The sequence below is a fragment of the Streptococcus oralis subsp. tigurinus genome, from assembly GCF_002093545.1.
Lineage (GTDB): Bacteria > Bacillota > Bacilli > Lactobacillales > Streptococcaceae > Streptococcus > Streptococcus oralis_C.
The window spans coordinates 216,679-240,852 of the sequence record NZ_LNVF01000001.1 but is presented as its reverse complement, the minus strand read 5'-3'; the positions used below and the strand labels follow the sequence as shown (position 1 = coordinate 240,852).

The window sequence follows — 24,174 nt, the reverse complement described above, 5'->3', positions numbered from 1 at the left end:
CTACTCCACCTTCACCTGTCCATTCATCAGCATTGGCAAGAGCCAATCGCGAAGAGAGCTTAAAGTTTTATCTTCGATCATATTCCTTCCTAAGTTTAAAAATATTGACTTCGCTATTCTATGAAACTCACGCAGAATGTAGTCATCAGGAATGATTACGGGCACAGATCTTAAATCATCGATATTAACCGCCTCTTGTGTTGCTCCATGAGATAATGTATCCTTAAAAATTTCGAAGTTCGGATCACTAATAAAAGATGCTATATACTCAAATGATTCCTCTTTGCACTGCAACCCCATGAAACCGGTAGATAAAATCGTTGAATCTATCAATTCTTTCATAGAATGGGATAAAAAGAGATGCTTATTGCTGGACTTCATTTTTGCAAACCATACTGAATTTACAGATGGTTGCATGTTGGCACGAGTTTCGCGATTCTCAAAGGTAATTAATCGTCCATCTTTAATCGAAGTATTTACGACATCACCCGTAGCTAGATATGTTTTTTGCGTGAAGTGATCAATACCAGGTTTTATTACTTTCGACAAAGTATTATCTACAAGAGTCTCCACTCCCCACCCCTCTGGGATTTCGCGTTTGAGTTCTGGGTTATAGACCATCTTTCCGCCTGATGATTTGTAGGGTTTGCCATTCTGGTCTGGGAAATCAAATTGCACAAACCAGTAGTCATAGAGGGTCTTAGCCATGGCTTCCAACTCTTGGTTGATTTGGTTGTTGATTTGTTTTTTCTTTTCTAACGAATAAAGGAAATCACCAATTTTCTTTTGAGTATCAAAATCTGGTAGCATAATTTCAAGATATGAAAACATTGCCTCATTGAAACTAGCTCTTAGTGTCATTACAGTATTATTTATTATTGTTCTTCTAAACAAAGGACTTCTTAAATAAAAAGCCATGAATTTAGGATAAACAATTGTTTTATCAACAGGCCTAAGTCTTTTCAAAAATCCACTGAAACTAGCTTCAGGATAATCCTTCAAAGCAACTGAAGACATAGCCAATTCATCAACTGTTTCACTAGTGCGTGTTAAAAATATATCACCCTCATTTATTGAGTATTTTTGCTTCTCGCCAACTGTCGTATCCATTAAATCAATTAAACTATCTGGCAAAAAATAATTGTTAAAAACAACAGAGAATGAAAGAAATGGTGAACCGTGTCCCGCTTGATCTTTAGTTGAAGAAATTCCCGAACTCATTTCATAAAGTTCCGATAATTTATATTTTTTCCACTCACTCATACTTCAACCCCTTCATTTGCTCTTCAATCTCCTGTTCCAATGCATGCGATTGCTGGAAGAGGTCTGAGAGTTTGTCTTGAAAAGCGGTCATCTTGGCTTCAAACTCTTCTGCTGTGATATCTACATAGTCGATCTTGATGTCAAAGTATTGACCTGCGCTGAGAGAGTAGTTTTTCTCCTTAATGTCCTCATAAGAGACGGTGACAGAAAAGTCCTCGATGGCTTCTTTCTTGATAAAGGTTTCGACGATCTTCTGCTCTTCCTCAGGAGAGAGCACGGTCTTTTGGTTCTTGCCTTCCTTGACCTTGGTTCCGAGATTTGAAGCATCAATGAGGACGACATCGCCCTTGTTTTTCTTATCGATAAAGAGGATGGAGACGTTGGTACCTGTCGTCGCAAAGATATTGGACGGCATGGAAACGACACCCGCCAGCATTTGATTGTCCACCAAGTGTTGACGGATAGCCTTATCAATCCCTGACTGGGCAGTGATAAATCCTGTCGGCAAGACAACGGCTGCTTGGCCATCAGGCTTTAGTGAGTAGATGATATGCTGGACAAAGAGCTCGTAAATCGCCATCTTATCCTTAGATTTGGCTGGAACCTTTGGTACTCCTGCAAAGAAACGCTCACTGGCTTCTGGCAAACTTTCCACTCGGTCACGCCACTCTGAAAAGTCCAGCTTGAAAGGAGGGTTTGACACGATATAGTCCATCTTTTCAGGATGGCGATTAGCGATAATGGTATTTCCCTGTACGATATTATGAATGGAATGCTGTAGTCCATTCAAGATGAGGTTGAGACGGAGGAGATTGGATGATTTTTGCGAGATATCCTGACTATAGACAGTGGCCTTATCCACACCGATACGACTAGCCAGGTTCATCAGCAAAGTTCCAGAACCAGCAGAAGGGTCATAGATGCGCACGTTTGATGGTTGATCATTCCCCACAAGGATATCAGCGATAATCTTAGCCACAGAGTGAGGCGTGTAGTACTCAGCGTACTTGCCACCGCCGTCTTTGTTGTAGTCCTTGATCATGTACTCAAAGAGGGTAGAGAAAAAGTCGAAACCTTGTGAGAAAATGGTCTCATCAAACTTAACACGCGCAAGGAGATTGATGATGGATTTTGCGACCTCGTTGCGCTTACTGCTATCTGAGATGGTATCGGTAATCAGACGCTCGTCAAAAAGACGAATAGCCGTATCTCCGTCTGTATGAACAGAGAAAATATCATTATTGTCAATGGCAATCTGGTTGAGAGTATTTTCAAAAGTCTCGTAGAAAGTCGCTTCATTTTGCTGACGGTGGAGGGTTTCGATCAACTGGTCTGGCTTGAGCCATGCCGTACTGGTACCGATATCCTCCAATAGCCAGTCATAGTCATCTTCACTCAAGGTCAACAAGTGCTCATAGGTATTAACTTCATCTAGGCACTTTGCCTGATATAAAAACTTATCATTTAAAAATTTGTAGAGGAAGGACTGGGTGAGGAGTTTATACTCCCCCGCTTCCCCTCCTAGTCCTGCATGGGTAAAGACGGATTTCAAATCATCTACCAAGTCTTGGACTTGGACCTTGTACGTTTCATTCATTAGTGTTGGTATTCCTGTTCATATTCTTCAAATAGCGATTCAACCAATCTATCAAAATCTTGTTTGGCCATTTTGCTAGCTGATTGGTTTTTCTTCATTTCTTTTCGGGCTTGCTCGCGAATCATTCGCTTTAGATATTCATCATTATCTAGAACCCCTTGATTTTGACCGATTCTATGGTCTAATTTAACCTTAGAACCTTTGATAACATGGTAAATAGCTGGAAATTCACTGACCGTAGTAGAGTTGGTCACATGCTTGTATGAACGAGCAGCCATTTCATCTCCGTTAAAGTTCATGGTCAAACGTCTCATACGAGTATAATAATCCTCCACTGACTTAAAGAGTTCTTCATAGTCTTTTTGTGTTTCCTTGATATTTTCCATTGTATAGCCTTCTTGGCCATAGATAAAATGTTTTTGCATGATACGTTGGAATTCTTCGTAGAGAGAAACCCACTCAGGATCCTTTTCATCACGCTGTTTTTTAATCTTACCAGCTACCCGACGTCTCCAATCCTCCAGATCATTAGCTGCTAGGCGAAGTTCTTCCTCTGCAATCTTGACAAAACTAAAACTGGTCTCAGACATCGCTAAATTTAAGAGCGTTTGACTAGAAAAGTCAGCTGGTTTATCAATCAAGGACAGTGTCAGCATCCGTCTAGAGAGGATATTGAGCAAGGTTGCGACCTGAGCAATGTCAATCTGCTCGATCAATTGATGGTAACCAAGGAGACGAGCAATATTGTAATACTGCTTGATAGACTCCAAAGCTTTTCGTAGATCGATTAACTGCTTTCTATCCTTGATATCATTGATAGCTTGTGAAAAGTATTCCAGATTATCCGTTGGATAGTCAAGCAAGATTAACTCAGTCTTGCTTAATTCATGCGAAATCTCGTCTGCAGGGACAAAGAGCGAGCCAAAAACATCCTCTCCATTTTCCCCAGTCAAGGCCGTATCATACTCTTGATTGAGTTCTTCCAGATAGGCACGATTGGTCCTGTCAAACTCCTTAGAAATATCCGCGAAATCAATGACATAACCAAAGAGATAGTCCTTGTAAGGTCGATTGACACGGGTTAGAGTTTGTAAAAGATTATGAGCCTTGATTTTACGCCCTAGGTAGAGACGTTTGAGACGAGGGGCATCAAAACCTGTCAAGAGCATGGAGTAGACGATGATAAGGTCAATTTTGCCTTCTTTGTAAGCATCTACCTTGTCTTTCTTTTCTTCCTTATCTCCCTCATCATGCAGAATCAATGCAGATGTCAAGTTGATTGTTCCAGCTTTACGACGTTTTTCTAATTGCTTTTCAAGCTCACGCGCCTGCTTTGACGAGTCACAGACGATCATTCCACCAATCGTCTGATCATCAAAAATTACATCACGTGCACGATTAAAGTCCTCAATGATAAAGTCTAACATAGGTTCTACATAACGAGGGTGAGCAAAGATATCCTCCTTGGACAAGTCTCCACGTTGGATCTCTTCATTGATGGATCTGAGATTGTCTTTATAAGAAGTCTCGATATCTTCTCGCATCAAACGTAGGGTAAAGCCATCATCTATAGACTGGTTGTAGTAGTATTTGTGGATATAGTCCCCAAAAATATCACGTGTGGTCGCATGATTTTCCTTGGTCTTGACATCTTTCTTATAGGTAATCAATGGGGTCCCCGTCAAAGCAATCTTGATTGCATTGGTGTCTGCCTGATAGAGATTTGGTAGGTAGGAACCGCGTTCATTATAAGAGCGATGGGCTTCATCGATAAAATAGATATTTTGACGATGGAGGTCATAACCAGAGCGGTCAGTCAAGTCTGAATTATCCTTGAACTTCTGGATATTGACCACAGCGACATCATAGCCATCTTGTTTTTGATTGAGCTCTTGAGGGCTGTTGATACGCTTAACCTTGAGCCCTCGTTTGGTAAATTCTTTAAAGGCTTGGTCTGCCAGATCCAAACGATCCACGACAAAGTAAAACTGAGGGACAATTCCCTGTTTTGAGAAATAATTGGTCAGATAGCGAATATTGAAGAAAGCCAAGGCTGTCTTCCCTGAACCTTGTGTATGCCAGATAACGCCCTTCTTAACACCTCTTGCAATTGTTTCTTCGATGGCACGTGTCGCAAAATACTGAGGGTAGCGCATGACATGCTTCTGCAGTTGCATCTGACTATCCTTGCTCTCTTCCTCTACATAGACTAGTCCAAAACGAAGCATAAAGAGCAGGCGTCCTTTCTGATACAAGGAGGACAGAAAGGCATTGCAAGGTGTGTCAGGGTTTAGGTTTGTTTTGAATTCTGGCTGGGACTTGAGGGCAAAGTGGTTCATGTCATCTAAAACAAAGTCGATTTGGTCCTCTGTTAAGGTTGCTAAGGAATGAAGAAAATCTTCTTCTCTTTCTTCCTTGAAAGCATTAAACTTGGTTTTTGAATAGGCATTTGAACCGTAGTAAGAGCCCTGTTTTTGTTGACCTTGTCCACTGATATAGGGCAAGTTGTCAGACAGAGCTATCAACTGGGTGATATTGTTAAAGCGGCGGAACTTGCGATTTTCAAAACGTTGTCTAGTTCTGTCTTGCTCCGACTGAATTCCTGTTTTCCCATCTCGAATCGCATTTGGCTGTTTCACTTCGATATAAGAAAGAGGCAGACCATTGATAAATACGACAATGTCAGGACGGAATTCATCCTGGCCATTTTTACAAGTGACTTCAAGCGCTAGATGAAAAGTATTGGCTTCAGGGTTTTCCCAGTCAATATAAACGGTATCTTCCTGACCTTGCAGGCGTCTAAAGAAAGAACGTCCCAAGTCATTTTGATCTAGTTCCAACTTGATATTGGCCAGTTCTCTCTCAAAGTCTTCCTCTGTCAGGTAGTTGTTAAATTTTAAAAATTGCTCCTTAAAAACAGATACGAGGATATTGGTATCTGGATCTCGTTCTGCAATCTCCTTCCCATTACGGGGAAGATAGGTATAGCCCAGTCTCATAAGGTGTAGAGCTGCTGGAATTTGTACCCTGGTTAATTCAGAAAAATCTTTTTTCTTTGCCATCAAAAAACCTTTCTTATGCTTTGTAAGAATAGTTTATTCTAAACTCTTCATTCTATTCAACTGTTTCAACTATTAAAAATTATTTTCTCTATTATTATATCATGTTTCAGATGGATTTTCCCATACGCCTCTACTCCAACTGGCTTTTAACCTTCTTCTTAGTCAAGATACGGTCGTTTTTGTTAGAGAGAGCTTTGATACGAGCTTCGAGAAGAGTTTTCCGTCCGGCCTCTGTTCGTGTGTAAACGAGGTGATAATGTCCGATAGTCGAAGTCAGAAAGTCGAGGAATTTCTGCGCTTCTTCCTTGCGCTTGTCAAAAAGACTAGGCACGACATAGTAAGGCGACTGACCTTGTCGGACTTTCTCTGCCTTCAAGAGATAGCGCTGGTTGTCCACTGGAGCAAAGAACTCTCCCACAGTCTGTGCAAACAGCTCCTTGTCCCTCATGCTTCCTCCCTTGAGATAGGCAAAGACCATGTAGTTTTCCTTGTCCTCCTCTACCTGAACACGGGATTGATCATCCGTTAGATGCCCCGAATCTAGCAGAGCCTTTCGGATCTGCTCACCCAGAGACTGCAAGCGTTTATAGGGACTCTTATAGCGGAGATAGCGCCAAGAGGCAAAGACCAAAAAGAGGAGACATGCTGTCGTAAGCCACCAAACACCTATCAATCTCAGTCTAAATAGCAAGACCAACAAATCCACTGCCAACAAGAGCAATGACATGCGAACCCATTTTAATGCATCAAGCAAGAGCATGACTGGGACCTTCTGTTTTTGGGTTGCGACTTCTGTAACTATCTCGAACTGATCCGCTACGACAAGAGCTTCCTGCCATTTTAGTCTCAAGCCTGCTCGATCCTTGGAGAGACTCTTAACTCGCTCATTGTACTCACTAATTTGTTTTTTCTTAAAAGGGGGCTTTGGAAAATCCAAACGATCCAAACCGGTCTCAATACTCTCCTGATTATAGGCCAAGCCAAGAAAATGCTCCATCCGTCGCGACAAGGTCTGCAGATCCTGATTGCTCTCTGGTCTAGGCTCCTCACCAGGAAGAGTGATAAGTGCTTGCGCTTGAACGGCTACCAGATGCCAGATGTTGCTGGTCTTTTCTGGATGTCCCGGCCAGATACGAATGGCACGCCCGCGCATCTGGTTACTCAACATAAAGCTCCCCACAAAACTTCCGAGGATTAGAGAATTAACACAAGGAGCATCCCAACCCTCTCCGAGGAGAGATTTGGTTCCGACTAGGACTTGAATCTGCCCTCGTTGAAAAAGCTCCGTCACTGTCGCTACGATTCCCTTAGCTGAGCTTGGAAAACCGACCTGCACATAATCTTTTGGATTCAAGCGACCAATAGGCGAAAAACTAAGAGGAACCTGAGGCAAGAGCTCCTTCAACTCTGCTGCCACATCGGTAGGCAAAATAACGACACTACCTGACAAGACAGCCAAAGACACAGGTATTTCTTGCTCCTGAGCTTTTCGACGAATGCTTTCAAAATAAGGGAGAATCCCCAACTGAGAAATGGTTGCCTGATTATCTCCCAGATAGGTGGCAAAATCCTTGCGAATATAGTCAGCTAGTACTAACTGTCTCAGTTCCTGACCTAGGCTCTCATACTCCGTCAAAAAGATATCGGCAATGGCAGACAACTTCCCCAGAGATTGGGTTAAAAGCTGGTCAGAAGCCTTGGACTTAACTAGATAAACCTGACGTTTTTCCACCAACCCACGCGCCTTCAAGTCAGCCTCTAACTTTTTCCTATATCCATCTGGATCCTCATACCAATCTGGTGTCTGATAGAGTATGCTCTGCAACAGCGTCTCCAACCAGTAGGAGGTCAATGCTGGAAGCTTCTGGGTTCCCAGTAAATTTTGTAAAGAGGGAGGAATCGTTAACCCCTGAGAATGCATATAAATCAACATAGCAGACAAGTACTTGGGATCTTCTAAGAGCAAATCAGATGAAATATCCCCTTTGAGGACCTTAGACCCTGCTACAAATGTTTGAAAATTAGGATCGACTATAAGGTGATGAATATAGTCCCACTTAGTCTCCTCAAACTGTTTGAGACGTTCCGCCTCTTCAGCTGTTGGTGAACACATATAGACAAAATCCTGATGAGGGCAAAGAGTGTCTTCCTTTACTAGTTCAGGTACCGTGATTTCTTGATCGATCTCCCCACACATACGGATATAGCGTTCCCAGAGTTCAGGCTCGCTGTCATAAGGTGGTGTCGCTGTCAGGGAGATGACTTGCAGCGGTTCATACTGCTTGCGAAAGGCTTCCAGACTTTTCCACCATTCATTGCGCAGGTGGTGGCATTCGTCCAAACAAAGAGTCGCAACTTTCTGAGTTCTTAGACTTGCAAGCAAATCAAATCCCACAAAATCCTCTGCTTCACCATCTTCTTGTGATTGCAGTTGGTTCATGGCACTATGAAAAGCCTGATAGGTCACAATCGTTAATGCTTTCATCTCCTTTAAGTTTTGGGAAACGAGGTCTGAAATCTTCTGTTCGTTCTCTAAAAAGGCTGTTTGAATCCTGTCCACCCATTGTTCACGAATGGTGACAGTCGGAACTAAAACAAGGGCTGGGTTGCCAAAACGAGCGATTAGCTCGATACCAATGGTTGTCTTTCCAGACCCTGGAGCAGCCACTAGATGAACATGACCGTCTGCTTGATAGTCCTGAAAACAATCCAAGACCTGTTTTTGGTATTGGCGCCAGCTTCCTTTAAAGTTTAAACCTAACATGATCCCCCTCATTCTATACCGTTTTTTTCTTATTCTCATTTTACCACACTTATTTCACCAGTCCGATAATCCAGATAGTTTTTCTTCCCAAAATATGATATAGTAGTATCATACTATCTATGAGGAGTTTACATGTCACAGGATAAGCAAATGAAAGCTGTTTCTCCCCTTCTGCAGCAAGTCATCAATATCTCATCTATCGTCGGGGGAGTCGGCACCTTGATTTTCTGTATTTGGGCCTATCAGGCGGGAGTGTTACAGTCCAAGGAAACTCTATCGGCCTTTATCCAGCAAGCTGGAATTTGGGGGCCACCACTCTTTATCTTTTTACAGATCCTACAAACCGTTGTTCCGATCATTCCGGGAGCTTTGACCTCAGTGGCTGGGGTCTTTATTTACGGCCACATCATCGGAACCATCTATAACTATATCGGCATCGTGATTGGCTGTGCCATTATCTTTTACCTCGTGCGCCTCTACGGAGCTGCCTTTGTCCAGTCCGTCGTCAGCAAGCGCACCTATGACAAATACATCGGCTGGCTAGATAAGGGCAATCGATTCGATCGTTTCTTTATCTTTATGATGATCTGGCCAGTTAGCCCAGCTGACTTTCTCTGTATGCTGGCTGCCCTGACCAAGATGACCTTCAAGCGCTATATGATTATTATCATTTTTACCAAGCCCTTTACCCTAGTGGTTTACACTTATGGTTTGACCTATATTATTGATTTCTTCTGGCAAATGTTTTGAGAATAGAAAAATCCGTTTGGTTGCCCAAGCGGATTTTCTGTTTGTTTTATTTTGCGACACTCTTAGCAAGGACAAAGTTCCCAAGTGTGGCGGAACCATTGCCTGCGACCGCTGGAGTCACGATATAGTCACGCACGTCTGGTACTGGTAGATAGCCGTTGAGAAGAGCTGTGAATTTCTCACGTACACGGTCCAGCATGTGTTGCTGTGCCATGACGCCACCACCAAAGACGATCACATCTGGGCGGAAAGTCACTGTAGCATTGACCGCAGCTTGAGCGATATAGTAGGCTTGAACATCCCAGACAGAATTATTGAGTTCGATGTTTTCACCACGAACACCTGTACGAGCTTCCAGACTTGGTCCAGCCGCGAAGCCTTCTAAACAGCCTTTGTGGAAAGGACAAACACCGTTGAATTCTTTTTCAATATCCATTGGGTGTTTGGCTACATAGTAGTGCCCCATTTCAGGGTGACCTACACCACCGATAAACTCACCACGTTGGATAACACCTGCACCAATCCCTGTACCGATCGTGTAGTAGACCAAGTTTTCGATATGACCGCCAGCATTGTTACGGGCAACCACTTCACCATAAGCAGAGCTGTTTACGTCTGTAGTGAAATACATGGGTACGTTGAGGGCGCGACGGAGAGCACCAAGCAAGTCTACATTTGCCCAATGTGGTTTTGGAGTTGTTGTGATAAAGCCATAAGTTTTTGAGTTTTTGTCGATATCGATCGGACCAAATGATCCGACAGCAAGACCAGCAAGGTTATCGAATTTTGAAAAGAACTCAATGGTTTTATCGATGGTCTCGATAGGAGTTGTTGTAGGAAATTGTATTTTTTCCACAACATTAAAGTTTTCATCTCCGACAGCACAGACAAACTTTGTACCGCCTGCTTCTAAGCTTCCGTATAATTTTGTCATGATAAACCTCTTATTTTTATTTTCTCTATTATAGCACATTTTGAAAACCTAAATTTCTCTATATTTTAGATTTTCCTCTGTATATCTTACCATCTAATAAAAACGAACAAAGCTGGCATTTGTTCGTTTTGTTTTTAGATCTGATTTTCGAAGAAGACTAGGCTTTCACTTCGATGATAGCATCACCCTTGACAACTGAACCAGTTGCAACTGGTGTCACAGAAGCGTAGTCTGCTGTGTTGGTTACGATAACCATTGTCGTATCGTCGAGACCCGCTGCAGCAATTTTAGCAGAGTCAAAAGTTCCAAGAACATCTCCAGCCTTAACTTTATCACCTTGGGCAACTTTTTTGTCAAATCCTTCGCCGTCCATAGACACTGTATCAATACCAACGTGGATAAGGATTTCAGCACCATTTTCAGTTTTCAAACCATAAGCATGTCCTGTTGCAAAGGCGATAGATACTTCTGCATCAGCTGGCGCATAAACTACACCTTGACTAGGTTTGACAGCAATCCCTTGTCCCATAGCTCCGCTTGAGAAAACTGGATCATTCACGTCAGCAAGTGCAACAACTTCCCCAACAATTGGAGTAAGGATGGTTTCGTTTTGAGGAGTATCAGACTCTTCCACTACTGGTGCTTCTACTGTAGTTTCAGTAACTGTTTCTGCAGTTGCTGCTGCGGCCTCATCAGCAAAGACACCTGCTGCTTTTGTTTTACCATAGAAATAAGTCAAAGCAAAGGCAGCGGCAAACGAAATTAATTCTGCAATAACATACATAGGAATTGATCCTGCCTTAATAGAAAGGAATCCGATAAAACCGGCTGCTCCCAAAGAAACTGCAATGACATGAGTCAATCCTGCCACAAAGGCACCAACTGCTGAACCAGCAAGAGCACAGAAGAATGGGAATTTGTATTTCAAGTTTACCCCAAAGAGAGCAGGCTCAGTAATACCAAGGAAGGCTGAAACAGCTGCTGAACTTGACAAGCCTTTAGTTTTAGCATTTTTAGTCAAGAAGTAGATAGCAAGTGTGGCTGCACCTTGCGCCACGTTTGCCATTGAAGCAACAACAAAGATATAGTCACCAAATCCAGTACCGTTATTATTGTAGGCTGATAGCAACTGTGTTTCAATCGCAGGGAATGATTGGTGAAGACCAGTCATAACGATCAATGAGTAGGTTCCACCAAAGAGCCCCATACCAAAGGCACCTGTAGTATTGTATAGCCATACAATCGCATTGGTAATCGCATCAGATACCACCAACATCACAGGACCGATAACTGTAAAAGTTAGGAATCCTGTAATCATAACCGACAAGAGCGGTGTGAAAGTAAAGTCAACTGCAGATGGCAATTTCTTGTGGAAGAATTTTTCCAGAGTCGCCAATAACCAGACAGCCACAAGAACGGGGATAACTTGATAAGCATAGTTTGTTTGTGTAACATGGTAACCTAAAATATCCCAGAAGGCTTCTTTACCACCCAAATCTGGAGTGGTCATAATCATACCGATAGCTGCACCAAGAAATTGGTTTGCTCCAAAGCGTTTAGCCGCTGAAATCCCTACTAAAACAGGTAAGAACATAAATGGAGCAGCAGACATCAATTGAATCATCGCTGAAATCCCTTTGATAGCAGGGTACATATCTTCAATCGATTGAGGTCCAAATAAGTCTGGTGATGTCAAGAAGTTACGTAATGCCATCAAAAGACCACCCGCAACCAATGCAGGAATGATTGGAACGAAGATATCTGACAAAAGCTTAATCAAATCCATCAATGGATTAAATTTTTTGTCTCTATTCACAATCTCTTTTAAATCATCTGTGGAAGCTTCTTTCAAACCTGTTTTTTTGATGATTTCTGCATATACAAAGTTAACGTCTCCGGGACCAATAATAATTTGGTATTGTCCGTTTGTGCTAAATGTACCTTTAACATCAGCATTGTTATCTAAAGCTGCTTGGTTTACTTTTGTTTCATCTTTTAATACCAGACGAAGGCGGGTCGCACAATGTGCTGCAGCTACAAGATTCTCTTTGCCGACAGCCTCAATGACCTCGGCAGCAACTTTACTATAATCCATAGCAAAAATCTCCTTATAAAATTTTGTTCTTATTTGAAAGCGATTTTATTCGCCCTACGACTATTATTTTATCACGTTTCTAAAATATGTCAAGCGTTTTGCAGAACTTTTTATTTCCTTTATTTTTTCTCTGATTATTTTTGCTCGTTTTTGAGGAAATTTTCTTTTTCCTCAAAAAAATATCTTTATATTTGAGGAATCAAGGCTTTTATTTACATTTTCTTTCATTTTTTCGTGAAAATTTACCAGATTCCCTTTGTTTGATTTCTAGTAATCGTTTGACATATTTTTCTTTTTTTTAACATAAAAGACTTGCTTTTTTTGCCGAAAACGTTTACTATTAATAATAGAATAGAACTTATGGAGGAAAGATAAAATGGAATGGACAACTGAGCGTCGTTATAGACCCTATGAAGATTGGACGCAAGAAGAAATTCAACATATAAAGGAAAAGATGGCACAATCTCCCTGGCATACTCATTACCATGTTGAGCCAAAAACAGGACTTCTCAACGACCCAAATGGCTTTTCTTACTTTGATGGCAAGTGGATCCTCTTTTACCAAAACTTCCCCTTTGGTGCAGCCCACGGTTTAAAATCTTGGGCACAGCTAGAAAGTGATGATTTAGTGCACTTCACAGAAACTGGAGTCAAAGTTTTGCCAGATACTCCATTGGATAGTCACGGTGCCTACTCTGGTTCTGCCATGCAATTTGGCGATAACTTGTTCTTGTTTTATACAGGAAATGTCCGTGATGAAAACTGGATTCGTCACCCTTACCAGATTGGTGCTTTGATGGATAAAGATGGTAAGATTACGAAAATTGACAAAATCTTGATTGGCCAACCATCTGACTCTACTGACCACTTCCGCGACCCGCAAATTTTTAACTTCAAAGGTCAATACTATGCTATCGTCGGTGGACAGGATTTGGAGAAAAAAGGCTTCGTCCGTCTCTACAAGGCTGTTGACAACGACTACACAAACTGGCAAGCAGTTGGCGACCTTGACTTCGCTAACGATCGCACTGCCTACATGATGGAATGCCCAAATCTGGTCTTTGTAGGGGAGCAACCTGTCCTTCTCTACTGTCCACAAGGATTGGATAAAAAAGTTCTAGACTACGATAATATCTTTCCAAATATGTACAAAATCGGGGTTTCCTTTGATCCTAAAAACGCTAAAATGGTAGATGTGTCTCAACTTCATAATCTAGACTATGGTTTCGAAGCCTATGCAACTCAAGCCTTCAACGCTCCTGACGGACGTGCACTAGCAGTAAGTTGGCTTGGGTTACCAGATGTAGCCTACCCATCTGATCGATTTGATTATCAAGGTGCCCTCTCACTGGTTAAGGAACTGACCATCAAAGATGGTAAACTCTACCAATACCCTATCGCAGCTATCAAAGAACTTCGTTCTTCTGAAGAGGTCTTCTCAAATCGTACTCAAACCAACAACACCTATGAACTCGAGCTCAACTTGGAGGCCAATAGCCAGAGCGAGATTATCTTACTTGCTGATCAAGAAGGCAAGGGACTTTCCATCAACTTTGACCTTGTAAACGGTCAAGTGACAGTAGATCGTAGTCAGGCTGGTGAGCAGTATGCCCAAGAATTTGGTACAACTCGTTCTTGCCCTATCAATAACCAAGCTACTACTGCCACTATCTTCATCGACAAGTCAGTCTTTGAAATTTTCATCAATAAAGGAGAAAAAGTATTTTCTGGTCGTGTCTTCCCACATGCGGACCAAAATGGGATCCTCATCAAATCTGGAAATCCAACCGGAACTTACTATGAATTAGATTATGGTCGCAAAACTAACTGATGTCGCAAAACTTGCAGGCGTCAGCCCTACTACCGTCTCACGGGTCATCAATAAAAAGGGGTATCTATCTGAGAAAACCATTCAAAAGGTTAATGAAGCCATGCGAGAACTAGGCTACAAGCCCAACAATCTGGCTCGAAGTCTCCAAGGAAAATCTGCCAAGTTGATTGGACTCATTTTTCCAAACATCAGTCATGTCTTTTATGCGGAGTTGATTGATAAGTTGGAACACCAACTCTTTAAGAATGGCTACAAGACCATCATCTGTAACAGCGAACATGACTCTGAAAAAGAACGGGAGTACATTGAAATGCTGGAGGCCAATCAGGTAGACGGTATCATTTCTGGAAGTCACAACTTGGGAATTGAAGACTACAATCGTGTGACGGCACCGATCATTTCCTTTGACCGAAACCTATCGCCAGACATCCCTGTCGTCTCCTCTGATAACTACGGTGGCGGGGTCCTCGCAGCCCAAACTCTGGTCAAGACAGGCGCCCAGTCTATCATCATGATTACAGGAAATGACAACTCTAACTCACCAACTGGACTGCGCCATGCTGGCTTTGCCTCTATCCTCCCGAAAGCGCCTATTATCAATGTTTCGAGTGACTTTTCTCCCGTCAGAAAAGAAATGGAAATCAAGAATATCTTGACCCATCAGAAACCAGATGCGATTTTTGCTTCGGATGATTTGACAGCTATTCTGGTGATCAAAATCGCTCAGGAGCTGGGAATTTCTGTTCCTGAAGAGCTCAAGGTCATCGGCTATGATGGGACCTACTTTATCGAGAACTACTATCCTCATTTGACAACGATTAAGCAACCTATGAAAGAGATTGCCCACCTCACTGTTGATCTCCTCTTGCAGAAGATTGAAGGTAAGGAAGTCGCGACAACTGGTTATTTCTTACCAGTCACCCTATTACCAGGAAAAAGTATTTAATACTCTTCGCAAATCTCTTCAAACCGCGTCAGCGTCGCCTTACCGTAGATATATGTAACTGACTTCGTCAGTCTTATCTACAACCTCAAAGCAGTGCTTTGAGCAGCCTGCAGCTAGCTTCCTAGTTTTCTTTTTGATTTTCATTGACTATAAGCACAAGAAAACTCAGACTGATTTGTCTGAGTTTTTTATGATCTTAAGTTTTCGAGATAACGCTGGGCTGTCTCTAAGTTAAAGGTTTTATCTGCGATGAGGCGCTCAACGAGGGGAGCAACTTCGGACTCACTAGCACCTGCTAGGAGAGCTAAGGATTTGGCCTGCAATTTCATGTGGCCTTGCTGGATGCCCGTACTTACCAAGGCTTTGAGGGCCGCAAAGTTTTGGGCGAGACCGATAGACACGATAATCTGAGCTAATTCTTTGGCAGAAGGATTTCCCAGTAGTTCATGACTGAGGGCTACACGCGGGTTGAGACCGATTGAGCCACCCTTGGTCGCTACCGGCATGGGTAGGGTCATCTCACCGACCAATTCTTCTCTTTCCATGTCCAGTGTCCATTGACTAAGACCTTGATAGCGTCCATCTCGACTGGCAAAGGCATGGGCCCCAGCTTCGATGGCACGCCAGTCATTACCAGTGGCAATCAAAATGGCATCAATACCATTAAAAATCCCTTTATTGTGAGTAGCTGCTCGGTAGGGATCAGCCTGTGCAAACTGGCTAGCCAAAGCTATTTTCTCCGCAATTTCTCGTCCTTGGTCCCTTTGGGGACTCAAGTAGTGAAAGGCGATACGACAGCTTGCAGTCACCAGAGAATCGGTCGCGTAGTTGGACAAAATTCCCATAAGACTCTGTCCCTGACTGAGTTCTTCTAAGACTGGTTTCAAGGCTTCCAGCATGGTGTTAAGCATATTGGCTCCCATGGCTTCCTGAGTATCGACATGGAGATAAACAACGAGAAAGTCTGTTTCACCTTTGATCTGCTCTACATGCAAATCACGCGCCCCGCCACCACGTTTAACGATGGACGGATAGGCTTGATTGGCAAGTTCTAAGAGCTCCGCTTTCTTGCTGGCAATCTTCTCTTGCGCTAGATCTGGATTAGCAACTTGATAAAGGGCTACCTGACCAATCATCTGGCGCTCATGTACTTGAGCAGTAAAGCCACCTGCTCGCTTGATGATTTTACTTGCATAGCTGGCCGCAGCAACCACTGAGGGTTCTTCTGTCACATAGGGAACTGTGTAGTCCTGACCGTTCACCAAAAGCTCTGGAATGATAGAATAAGGCAGAGAAAAAGTTCCCACTACATTCTCACTCAGCTGATCTGCAACTGCCAAGCTAACTTGTTCATCCTGCTCCAGACTGGTTTGCTTTTCAGGACTAAGGAGCGCCTGAGCTTTCAGTAACTCAAGGCGCTCATGGTATGACTTTTTAGAAAATCCATTCCAACTTCTCTTCATTATTTTTCAACCTTGCTATAACGACGTTGGTGGTCGAGAATTTCAACCAAGGCATAGTCTTGATTTTCAAAACCTGCAAACTGGGCTGAACCAGATTCATCCAACTCTACCTCTTCGAAGAAGACTTTTTCATAGTCTGCAACAGACAATGCTGTACGTTGCTTGAGTTTGCTCAAGCGATCCTTATCAAGGTAAGTTTCATAACCTTCTACCAGTTCTCCACTAAAGAACTCTGAAACCGCTCCACTTCCGTAACTGTAGAGGACAATTTTATCTCCAGCCTTCAAATTTTCTGCATTTTCCAAAAGGGAGAGAAGCCCAAGGAAGAGGGAACCTGTGTAGATATTCCCAATCATCTGACTGTAGAGAATGGACTTATCAAAGTTTTCTTGCAGACTATCCTTTTTTTCCTGAGACAAAGTCTTATCCATCATCTTGCGCAAGCCTTTTAGGGCCAACTTAGGGTAAGGTAAGTGGAAGCAGATAGCCGCAAAGTCATCCATAGTCCAATCATAACGTTTCTTGTATTCATCCCAAGTCGTCGTAAGACTGTCAAGATATTGCTGGGTTGAGTACAAACCGTTTACATAAGGAGTGGTTGAATAGTTCGGACGCCAGAAATCCATAATATCACGCGTTTGGGTAACATTATCATTGTTAAAGGCCATGGTACGCGGATTTTGCGTAATCAACATCGCCACACTCCCAGCTCCCTGAGTTGGTTCACCTGGAGTCGCTACACCATACTTGGCAATATCGCTGGCGATGACCAAGACCTTGGACTTTGGAGAATTTTCCACATGCAACTTGGCATAATGGAGGGCAGCTGTTGCTCCGTAACAAGCTTCTTTGATTTCAAAACTGCGAGCGAACGGCTGGATACCTAATAGACCGTGAACAAAGACCGCCGCCGCCTTACTCTGGTCAATTCCTGACTCGGTCGCCACGATGACCATATCGATTTCTTCTTTTTCTTTATCTGTGAGGATAGAGTTGCTTGCACTGGCAGCTAAGGTGACAACATCCTCAGTCAATGGTGCAATGCTAATTTCGTTTAACAAGAGACCCTTACTATATTTATCCGGATCAACTCCTCTTGTTTCTGCTAGGTCTTGTAATTTCAAGACATATTGACTGGTCGCAAAACCAATCTTATCAATACCGATTGTCATATTTACCTCTGTTTTTTCATTCATTGTAAAAAATCGTTCTATTCTATTTTATCACAAATAGGAACAAATGAGAGAAAAAAGACTTGATTCAACAAATCAAGTCTTTGCTTTGACAGCATTAGGAGGATATGCCTCGCTGTTTTCGGATATAGTAATAAAGTTTCAGAATCACTGTTCCACTTGCCATCCCGATAGAAATGACCAGGGCCAACATAACTACTAGTGTTGCACTGGTAAGGGCATGACTGTAATCGCCTGTCACAAAGAAGGCTGTCGTTCGATAGGATAGATAACCGGGCACCAAGGGGGCAAGAATGGCCAAGACAAAGACCACTGCTGGCGTCTTATATACAATACTTAAAATTTGGCTGATACAAGAACCAACCACTGCCGCAATAAAGGTCGCAACAATAACATTGGTTGGTTCTTTGAGCACGAGGTAGAGGAGCCAGACACCCATTCCCAGAACACCACCAGGTAGGAGCATGGAGCGCTGAACATTTAGTACGATTAGAAAGGTGATAATGGCGAGTAAACTCGCCACTGCTTGGAGTAAAATACTTGTTAGAGTCATCTTATGTCATCAAAACCAGGGCGACGGAGGTGCCGGCCCCTAAAGCGAGGGTAATGAGCAAGGATTCAAACATCTTGCTCATACCAGAGTTGATATGGTTGGTCATGATATCCCGAACCGCATTTGTCAGAGCAATCCCTGGAACAAAAGGCATGACGGCTCCCGCTATGATCAAGTCTGCCGTTGAAGGAAATCCTGTATAGCGGGCCCAGAACTGGGCAATCAATCCAAAAACAAAGGCACCCGCAAAGGCGGTTACAAAAGGAATGCGGACAAACTTCTCTACATAGAGAGAAAAAGCAAAACCAAGTAAGGTCGCAATGGCTGCACCAAAAGCATCATAGGTATTCCCCCCGAACATAATCGAGAAAAAAGGGGCACTGAGGGTTGCTGCAATAGTCACTTGGAACTTGGTATAAGGAAGAGCTTGATTTCTGATTTCCTTTAGCCTTTCAAAAGCCGTAGAGAGATCGATCTGCCCTCCGACAAGCTCCCGTGATACTTGGTTCACATCGCAGACTTTTTCGATGTTGTAGGAGGAAGAAGTTACCCGTTTCATACGAGAAATATTGGTATTCTCAATAGAAAAGAAAATAGCTGCTGGCATGGCAAGAACGTTGCAATCCACTATTCCCTGTGAATGAGCGATACGGATCATGGTGTCCTCCACCCGATAAATCTCCGAACCGCTTTTTAAGAGAATGGTTCCAGCTAGCATAATCACATCAATGACGGCATTCAACTCTCTCGATTCGTCCATTTTCTCCTCCTTTTCTGCTTCCTATATTTTATCACAAAAATCAATGAAAAAAAATCTTTGTCATGAAATCATGACAAAGATTCGTTTAATCTCGAGAACTTTCACGGGTTCCTTCACTATTTGATTGACTAGTTGAAGGAGTGTTTCCTTGTTGGTTCCCCTGATTTGGAGTTGTAGAAGAACCTTGGTTCCCACGTTGTGCAGAACTAGAAGATGAAGTTGATGGTGGTGTTTTCGGTTTGTAGATGGAAAGTTTGATACGCGTGCTAGCAAGGTCAACCTGTTCACCCGCTTTTGGTGTTTGATCTACAACTGTACCTTCTGCTGTCCCTTCAGGAGCAGTCGAAACCTCGACAACCTCAATATTGGCCTCTTTTACACCGATAATCTGAGTCAAATTATTCTTTGTAAATTCGAGACTTGAACCAATATAACTTGGCATAGAAACACTTGTTACTTTCTTAGCAACCGTTAAAGTAATTGTGCTGGCTTTTGAAAGATCATAAGTCGTACCTGCCGCAGGACTTTGTCTGAGAATAATTCCAGGTTCGCTTTCGCTGGATTCTTCCTCTTCCATCTTGATTAGATTCTCAGGAACCTTCTTCTCCTTGAGTTCGGCTACGACATCCGTATACTTGTGTCCGACGTAATTGCTCAATTGGAAGGATTGCTTCCCAGAAGAAACAATCAAATTGACCTTAGTTCCTTCTTTTCGGCCGCTACCAGCTTCTGGATCCGTTCGAATAACACGTCCTTCTGCTACGGTATCGCTAGCTTCTGACTTTTCTTCACCAGCTTCAAACTTGGATTTTTTAAGAGCTTCCTTAGCCTCTGCAACAGTTTGTCCAGTTACGTCAGGAATAGCAATCGTTGCAGGTGTTCTTGACAAAATCCAGACCAAAGAGGCTGCAACTAATAGAAGACTAGCCAAAAGAATCATATAGCGAGCCTTAAACTTCCGTTTTTTAGTTGGCTTTTGCGTAGGTGCTTGCTCTGGGGTTAATTTCTTTGACTGAGGACGTTCTTCCTGCGCCGGAGCTTTTGGAATCGAGGTCAATGTACTTTGTGGGACTTTAGGTAAAGTCTTCGTATCCGCCTTACTCGCATCGTCAAAGACCAGTTTTGGTTCATTCCGACGATTATAAGACAAGCTAGTTGACAAGTCCATATACATTTCTGAAACAGACTGATAGCGATCAGACAATTTCTTAGCAGTTGCCTTGATGACAACATTTTCCAAAGCCTGAGGGACAGATGGGTTCTCAGCAATAACGGACGGAAGTGGCTTCTGGAAATGCTGAAGGGCAATCGTAACCGCACTATCCCCATCATAAGGGATATGTCCCGTCAGCATTTCATAGAAAATAATCCCCATTGCATAGATATCACTCTGGAAGGTCGCTTTTGAACCACGCGCTTGCTCAGGTGACAAATAATGAACCGAACCCAGCATCGAGTTGGTCTGGGTCAGACTCGTCTCTGCAAAGGCCACTGCAATCCCAAAGTCAGTAACTTTAGCAGTTCCATCTGGTGTCAAGAGGATATTTTGAGGTTTCAAATCTCGGTGAACAATTCCTCTAGCATGAGCTAAACGCATAGCCAAAAGAATCTGTCCCATAATCCGAACCGCTTCTTCATTTGAGAGTGGAGAGTGTTCCTTAATATAACGTTTGAGGTCCAGTCCTGCCACATACTCCATAGCCAGATACTGCTGACCGTCTTCCTCACCAATATCTGTTATCCGAACGATATGAGGATGGTCCAAATCCGCCATGGCTCTCGCTTCACGTTGAAAACGTGCCACAGCAATCGGGTCCGTCTGGTAGTTGGTCCTCAGGACCTTAACTGCCACCTCTTCCCCATCTAGGATCAAATCCTTGGCCAAGTAAACATCTGCCATGCCTCCTCGACCAATCTGCTTGACAATCCGATACCGCCCGGCAAAAATCTTGCCGATTTGGATCATTCTGCAGCCTCCTCGTTCATGTAAACAAGGGCAACCGTAATGTTGTCTAAACCTCCTGCATTGTTAGCGAAACGAATGAGAGTGGCCGCCTTGTCTGCTAGGGAAATATCACTGGTTACAATATCATAAATTTCGCTTGCCGAAATCATATTGGTCAAACCGTCACTATTGAGCAAGAGATAATCTCCTAACTCCAGTGTAATCATCCCAAAATCAGGCTGGATTTCATCTTTTTGTCCGATAGACTGTGTGATGATATTCTTTTGAGGGTGAGTTTCTGCCTCTTCTGAAGTCAATTGACCAGCCTTGAGCAATTCATTAACCAAGGAATGGTCACTCGTCAACTGGTGGTATTCTTCTCCACGGATCAAACCGATACGAGAATCGCCGATATGAGCATAGATAGCCTGATTACCAATAATAGCTACCGCTTCAAGCGTTGTCCCCATGCCTCTGTATGCTTCGTCCTGACCTAGTTGATGAATTTTTTGATTTTCAATCTCCAGGTAGTGGGCAAACCACTCACGAACTTCATTGACTGAGTTAATTTGGGTATCCACCCAATCCACACCGAGGTCTGTGACTGCCATCTCACTAGCGATATTTCCTGCACGGTGTCCTCCCATCCCGTCAGCCAAGATGATCATAGTGCGTCCTGCTCGGTTGACAAAGTGATTGACATAGTCCTGATTATTTGTACGTTTCTGACCAACATCTGTTAATAATGCTATTTCCATTGTGTCAGTTCCTTCCTATTCTGATATCTTGCGAAATTGGCTAATAAAGAATCCATCACTTCCATACAATTCAGGAGTAATCAGGATGCAGCCATCTTTCAGGATATCTTTACATTCGTGTTCTAGTTTAACCTGCTCAAACTCGGGATGACTTTCTAAAAATGCCTCAACGACTTGAAAGTTCTCCTCAGAGACAATAGTACAGGTACTATACGTTATTATACCACCTTTTCGTAGTGTTTGACAAACACTACCTAATATTTCCAGCTGAATTTCCTGTAGGAACGTGAAATCTGCTGTTTCTTTATTGTATTTGATGTCTGGTTTGCGACGTAAGAGCCCAATACCAGAACAGGGAGCATCTACCAAAATCTTATCAAAAGAGTCCCGACCGAAAAACTCATGCACTTTTCTGGCATCCAATTTTTGCGTTTGCACTCGATCTGCCACACTCAGACGTTGGGCATTTTCTTGGATTAAGTCCAACTTATGGTCATACAAGTCCAAAGCTGTCACCTTACCAGATGTGAGGTAAGAGGCCATATGGGCTGTTTTCCCACCCGGAGCGGCACAGGCATCTAGGACCTGTTCATGGCCTTGTAAATCAAGAGTGGGAGCAACCAGTTGACTGGACTCATCTTGGATGGTTATGGCCCCTTCTGCGAACAAATCATGTCCTGCAAAGTGGCCTTGCTCCTTGACCAAACCAGAAGCGGCCAAAGGTGAATCACTCGCCTTTAACACGGCCTTGATTTCCTCTTTTCGGCTCAAGTCAGTCACTCTAATGCTGGCTTTGTTGCGCACCAATAGGCTTTCAAAAATAGCTTGGGCTCGCTCTTCGCCGTATTCTTCCTTGAGCTTAGATACTAGCCAAACTGGGAGAGAATAGGCAATGGAATCACGCTTATTTTTTCGCTTAATACTGGCAATATCCGGCCAGCCTTCTCGCAAAATACGACGAAGGACAGCGTTGACCAATTTTTCACTGCCTTTTTTACGGGCTTTGGCTAGTTCCACTGCTTCATTGACTACAGCATGGTCAGGCACCTTATCCAGATAACGGACTTGATAGGCGCTCATAAGGAGTAGGATATAGAGCCAGTTATCTAGCTTGTCTCGGTCTTGGATAAAGTGGGACAAATACCATTCTAAGGTGAGTTTGCGGGCTACCGTTCCGTAAACAATCTCTGTCACCAAACCCTTGTCTGCTGCTGAGAGTTGACTGCCCTTGAGGTGTTTGTTTAAGGCAATATTTGAGTAGGCTTGGTTGACAAAAACATCCTCTAACACTGTTAGAGCTAGACTTCTAGCCGTTTCTACTTTAGTCACCAAATCGTTCTCCTACAGTCAATGTCCGTCCAACTCCGTTGAGGAAGGAAGCAATGTCCATCTTAGGTTTACCAGCTGGCTGCACTTGCTTGAGAGATAGAGCTCCTTCGGCCGTTGCGACGATCAATTCTTTCTTGCCAATAGAGAGGATCTCACCTGGATTTCCCTGACCTTCTACTGGTAGGGCTTCATAGATCTTAAAGCGGTCGCCTTTGAGAAAAGTATGAGCAACAGGCCATGGATTCATCCCACGGATTTGGTTGAAGAGTTGGCGATTGGTTTTAGTCCAATCGAGTTTCTCTTCTTCTGGCTTAATATTTGGCGAGAAAGTGACTTGACTAGGATCTTGTGGTTCAGGTTGGATTTCTCCTGCTAAGTAGCCAGGTAGCGTATCCAAAAGCAAGTCCCGACCAACAATCGCTAATTTTTCAAACAAGGTGCCGACATTGTCCTCATCTGTGATGGGAATATTGCGACGGGAAATCATATCACCTGCATCCATCTCCTTGACCATTTCCATGATAGTCACACCAGCTTCCTCATCCCCTTGAATCAAGGCATAATGAATGGGAGCACCACCACGGTGTTTGGGAAGAAGGGAGGCGTGAACATTGACCGCAAAGTCCATGCTATCAAGGAGTTTACTTGGGAGAAATTGCCCAAAAGCAGCAGTGATAATCCCATCAGCTCCTAGCTTCATAATGTCTTCCATCTCTGGACTTCCAGATAATTTTTCAGGTTGGTAGATAGGAAGACCTGCTTCTTTGGCAGCCTGCTTGACTGGGGTTTCTTGGATGACTTTTTTACGGCCGACAGCGCGGTCTGGCTGGGTCACAACAGCTAAAATCTCGTAACGATCATCTGTCAATAGCCCCTTCAAGACAGTCGCTGAAAAATCAGGTGTCCCCATAAAGATTAGTTTTGTCATTTC

General features: G+C 43.2%; 17 protein-coding genes. 3 read left to right on the top strand and 14 right to left on the bottom strand.

From position 1 onward, the window contains the following. The 4 genes from ATE34_RS01130 to ATE34_RS01115 all read right to left on the bottom strand — a co-directional run bounded on the left by ATE34_RS01130 (nt 1) and on the right by ATE34_RS01115 (nt 8,686). Entirely contained in the window at nt 1-1,263 is a 1,263-nt protein-coding gene (locus ATE34_RS01130; protein WP_061597949.1) for a restriction endonuclease subunit S, read from the bottom strand. Further along, on the bottom strand, nt 1,256-2,860 hold the full coding sequence (locus tag ATE34_RS01125) for an HsdM family class I SAM-dependent methyltransferase (protein WP_061597950.1): 1,605 nt from the start codon (nt 2,858-2,860) through the stop codon (nt 1,256-1,258). The genes ATE34_RS01130 and ATE34_RS01125 overlap by 8 nt, the downstream gene beginning before the upstream one ends. Continuing rightward, entirely contained in the window at nt 2,860-5,922 is a 3,063-nt protein-coding gene (locus tag ATE34_RS01120; RefSeq protein ID WP_061597951.1) for a type I restriction endonuclease, read from the bottom strand. The genes ATE34_RS01125 and ATE34_RS01120 overlap by 1 nt, the downstream gene beginning before the upstream one ends. A gap of 130 nt (nt 5,923-6,052) precedes the next feature. Beyond that, nucleotides 6,053-8,686, bottom strand: coding sequence for a DEAD/DEAH box helicase family protein (locus ATE34_RS01115; protein WP_084910729.1), 2,634 nt, complete (start codon nt 8,684-8,686; stop codon nt 6,053-6,055). Nucleotides 8,687-8,818: 132 nt separating this feature from the next. Between ATE34_RS01115 and ATE34_RS01110 the strand changes: the two genes are divergently transcribed. Further along, the gene (locus ATE34_RS01110; RefSeq protein WP_084910727.1) at nt 8,819-9,436 is read left to right on the top strand and encodes a TVP38/TMEM64 family protein; all 618 of its coding nucleotides are present in this window, start codon (nt 8,819-8,821) and stop codon (nt 9,434-9,436) included. A gap of 46 nt (nt 9,437-9,482) precedes the next feature. Here ATE34_RS01110 and scrK read toward each other — a convergent pair whose 3' ends face one another. Both scrK and ATE34_RS01100 read right to left on the bottom strand, forming a co-directional pair. Next, nucleotides 9,483-10,370 carry a fructokinase ScrK gene (gene scrK / locus ATE34_RS01105; protein WP_061597954.1) on the bottom strand — a complete coding sequence of 296 codons (888 nt, stop codon included), beginning with the start codon at nt 10,368-10,370 and terminating at the stop codon, nt 9,483-9,485. A 157-nt stretch (nt 10,371-10,527) separates the two neighbouring features. Then, nucleotides 10,528-12,465: a sucrose-specific PTS transporter subunit IIBC gene (locus tag ATE34_RS01100; protein WP_084910725.1), complete on the bottom strand. Its 1,938-nt coding sequence runs from the start codon at nt 12,463-12,465 to the stop codon at nt 10,528-10,530. A 376-nt stretch (nt 12,466-12,841) separates the two neighbouring features. Here ATE34_RS01100 and ATE34_RS01095 point away from each other — a divergent pair, with 376 nt between their 5' ends. Both ATE34_RS01095 and ATE34_RS01090 read left to right on the top strand, forming a co-directional pair. Further along, the gene (locus ATE34_RS01095; RefSeq protein ID WP_084910723.1) at nt 12,842-14,296 is read left to right on the top strand and encodes a sucrose-6-phosphate hydrolase; all 1,455 of its coding nucleotides are present in this window, start codon (nt 12,842-12,844) and stop codon (nt 14,294-14,296) included. Then, the gene (locus ATE34_RS01090; RefSeq protein WP_000225986.1) at nt 14,277-15,242 is read left to right on the top strand and encodes a LacI family DNA-binding transcriptional regulator; all 966 of its coding nucleotides are present in this window, start codon (nt 14,277-14,279) and stop codon (nt 15,240-15,242) included. The genes ATE34_RS01095 and ATE34_RS01090 overlap by 20 nt, the downstream gene beginning before the upstream one ends. 188 nt (nt 15,243-15,430) lie before the next feature. Here the strand turns inward: ATE34_RS01090 and ATE34_RS01080 are convergent, their stop codons facing one another. From ATE34_RS01080 to fmt, 8 genes are all read right to left on the bottom strand, one after another. After that, nucleotides 15,431-16,705 (bottom strand): hydroxymethylglutaryl-CoA reductase, degradative, encoded by a 1,275-nt coding sequence (locus ATE34_RS01080; protein WP_084910721.1) that lies wholly within the window; start codon nt 16,703-16,705, stop codon nt 15,431-15,433. Beyond that, the gene (locus ATE34_RS01075; RefSeq protein WP_180382656.1) at nt 16,705-17,877 is read right to left on the bottom strand and encodes a hydroxymethylglutaryl-CoA synthase; all 1,173 of its coding nucleotides are present in this window, start codon (nt 17,875-17,877) and stop codon (nt 16,705-16,707) included. Before ATE34_RS01075 ends, ATE34_RS01080 begins: the two co-directional genes overlap by 1 nt. 118 nt (nt 17,878-17,995) lie before the next feature. Continuing rightward, nucleotides 17,996-18,451 carry a threonine/serine exporter family protein gene (locus ATE34_RS01070; RefSeq protein WP_000176910.1) on the bottom strand — a complete coding sequence of 152 codons (456 nt, stop codon included), beginning with the start codon at nt 18,449-18,451 and terminating at the stop codon, nt 17,996-17,998. A 1-nt stretch (nt 18,452) separates the two neighbouring features. Beyond that, nucleotides 18,453-19,211: a threonine/serine exporter family protein gene (locus ATE34_RS01065; protein ID WP_000344546.1), complete on the bottom strand. Its 759-nt coding sequence runs from the start codon at nt 19,209-19,211 to the stop codon at nt 18,453-18,455. Between the two features lie 85 nt (nt 19,212-19,296). After that, a complete protein-coding gene (pknB, locus tag ATE34_RS01060; RefSeq protein ID WP_084910716.1) occupies nt 19,297-21,177 on the bottom strand; it encodes a Stk1 family PASTA domain-containing Ser/Thr kinase in 1,881 nt (626 codons plus the stop codon). After that, the gene (locus ATE34_RS01055; RefSeq protein ID WP_084910714.1) at nt 21,174-21,914 is read right to left on the bottom strand and encodes a Stp1/IreP family PP2C-type Ser/Thr phosphatase; all 741 of its coding nucleotides are present in this window, start codon (nt 21,912-21,914) and stop codon (nt 21,174-21,176) included. The genes pknB and ATE34_RS01055 overlap by 4 nt, the downstream gene beginning before the upstream one ends. Nucleotides 21,915-21,929: 15 nt before the next feature. Beyond that, nucleotides 21,930-23,243, bottom strand: a complete 1,314-nt coding sequence (gene rsmB / locus ATE34_RS01050) for a 16S rRNA (cytosine(967)-C(5))-methyltransferase RsmB (protein WP_009729849.1) — start codon at nt 23,241-23,243, stop codon at nt 21,930-21,932. After that, on the bottom strand, nt 23,236-24,171 hold the full coding sequence (fmt, locus tag ATE34_RS01045) for a methionyl-tRNA formyltransferase (protein ID WP_061597960.1): 936 nt from the start codon (nt 24,169-24,171) through the stop codon (nt 23,236-23,238). Before fmt ends, rsmB begins: the two co-directional genes overlap by 8 nt. Nucleotides 24,172-24,174: the final 3 nt, after the last annotated feature.

Excerpts from the sequence above, each read along its gene's own strand:
- ATE34_RS01055 (WP_084910714.1), bottom strand. The coding sequence starts at position 21,914 with ATGGAAATAGCATTATTAACAGATGTTGGTCAGAAACGTACAAATAAT.
- ATE34_RS01090 (WP_000225986.1), top strand. The coding sequence starts at position 14,277 with ATGGTCGCAAAACTAACTGATGTCGCAAAACTTGCAGGCGTCAGCCCT.
- scrK (WP_061597954.1), bottom strand. The coding sequence starts at position 10,370 with ATGACAAAATTATACGGAAGCTTAGAAGCAGGCGGTACAAAGTTTGTC.
- ATE34_RS01070 (WP_000176910.1), bottom strand. The coding sequence starts at position 18,451 with ATGACTCTAACAAGTATTTTACTCCAAGCAGTGGCGAGTTTACTCGCC.
- ATE34_RS01120 (WP_061597951.1), bottom strand. The coding sequence starts at position 5,922 with ATGGCAAAGAAAAAAGATTTTTCTGAATTAACCAGGGTACAAATTCCA.
- ATE34_RS01110 (WP_084910727.1), top strand. The coding sequence starts at position 8,819 with ATGTCACAGGATAAGCAAATGAAAGCTGTTTCTCCCCTTCTGCAGCAA.
- ATE34_RS01130 (WP_061597949.1), bottom strand. The coding sequence starts at position 1,263 with ATGAGTGAGTGGAAAAAATATAAATTATCGGAACTTTATGAAATGAGT.
- ATE34_RS01080 (WP_084910721.1), bottom strand. The coding sequence starts at position 16,705 with ATGAAGAGAAGTTGGAATGGATTTTCTAAAAAGTCATACCATGAGCGC.
- pknB (WP_084910716.1), bottom strand. The coding sequence starts at position 21,177 with ATGATCCAAATCGGCAAGATTTTTGCCGGGCGGTATCGGATTGTCAAG.
- ATE34_RS01065 (WP_000344546.1), bottom strand. The coding sequence starts at position 19,211 with ATGGACGAATCGAGAGAGTTGAATGCCGTCATTGATGTGATTATGCTA.
- ATE34_RS01125 (WP_061597950.1), bottom strand. The coding sequence starts at position 2,860 with ATGAATGAAACGTACAAGGTCCAAGTCCAAGACTTGGTAGATGATTTG.
- ATE34_RS01115 (WP_084910729.1), bottom strand. The coding sequence starts at position 8,686 with ATGTTAGGTTTAAACTTTAAAGGAAGCTGGCGCCAATACCAAAAACAG.
- ATE34_RS01075 (WP_180382656.1), bottom strand. The coding sequence starts at position 17,877 with ATGACAATCGGTATTGATAAGATTGGTTTTGCGACCAGTCAATATGTC.
- ATE34_RS01100 (WP_084910725.1), bottom strand. The coding sequence starts at position 12,465 with ATGGATTATAGTAAAGTTGCTGCCGAGGTCATTGAGGCTGTCGGCAAA.
- ATE34_RS01095 (WP_084910723.1), top strand. The coding sequence starts at position 12,842 with ATGGAATGGACAACTGAGCGTCGTTATAGACCCTATGAAGATTGGACG.
- fmt (WP_061597960.1), bottom strand. The coding sequence starts at position 24,171 with ATGACAAAACTAATCTTTATGGGGACACCTGATTTTTCAGCGACTGTC.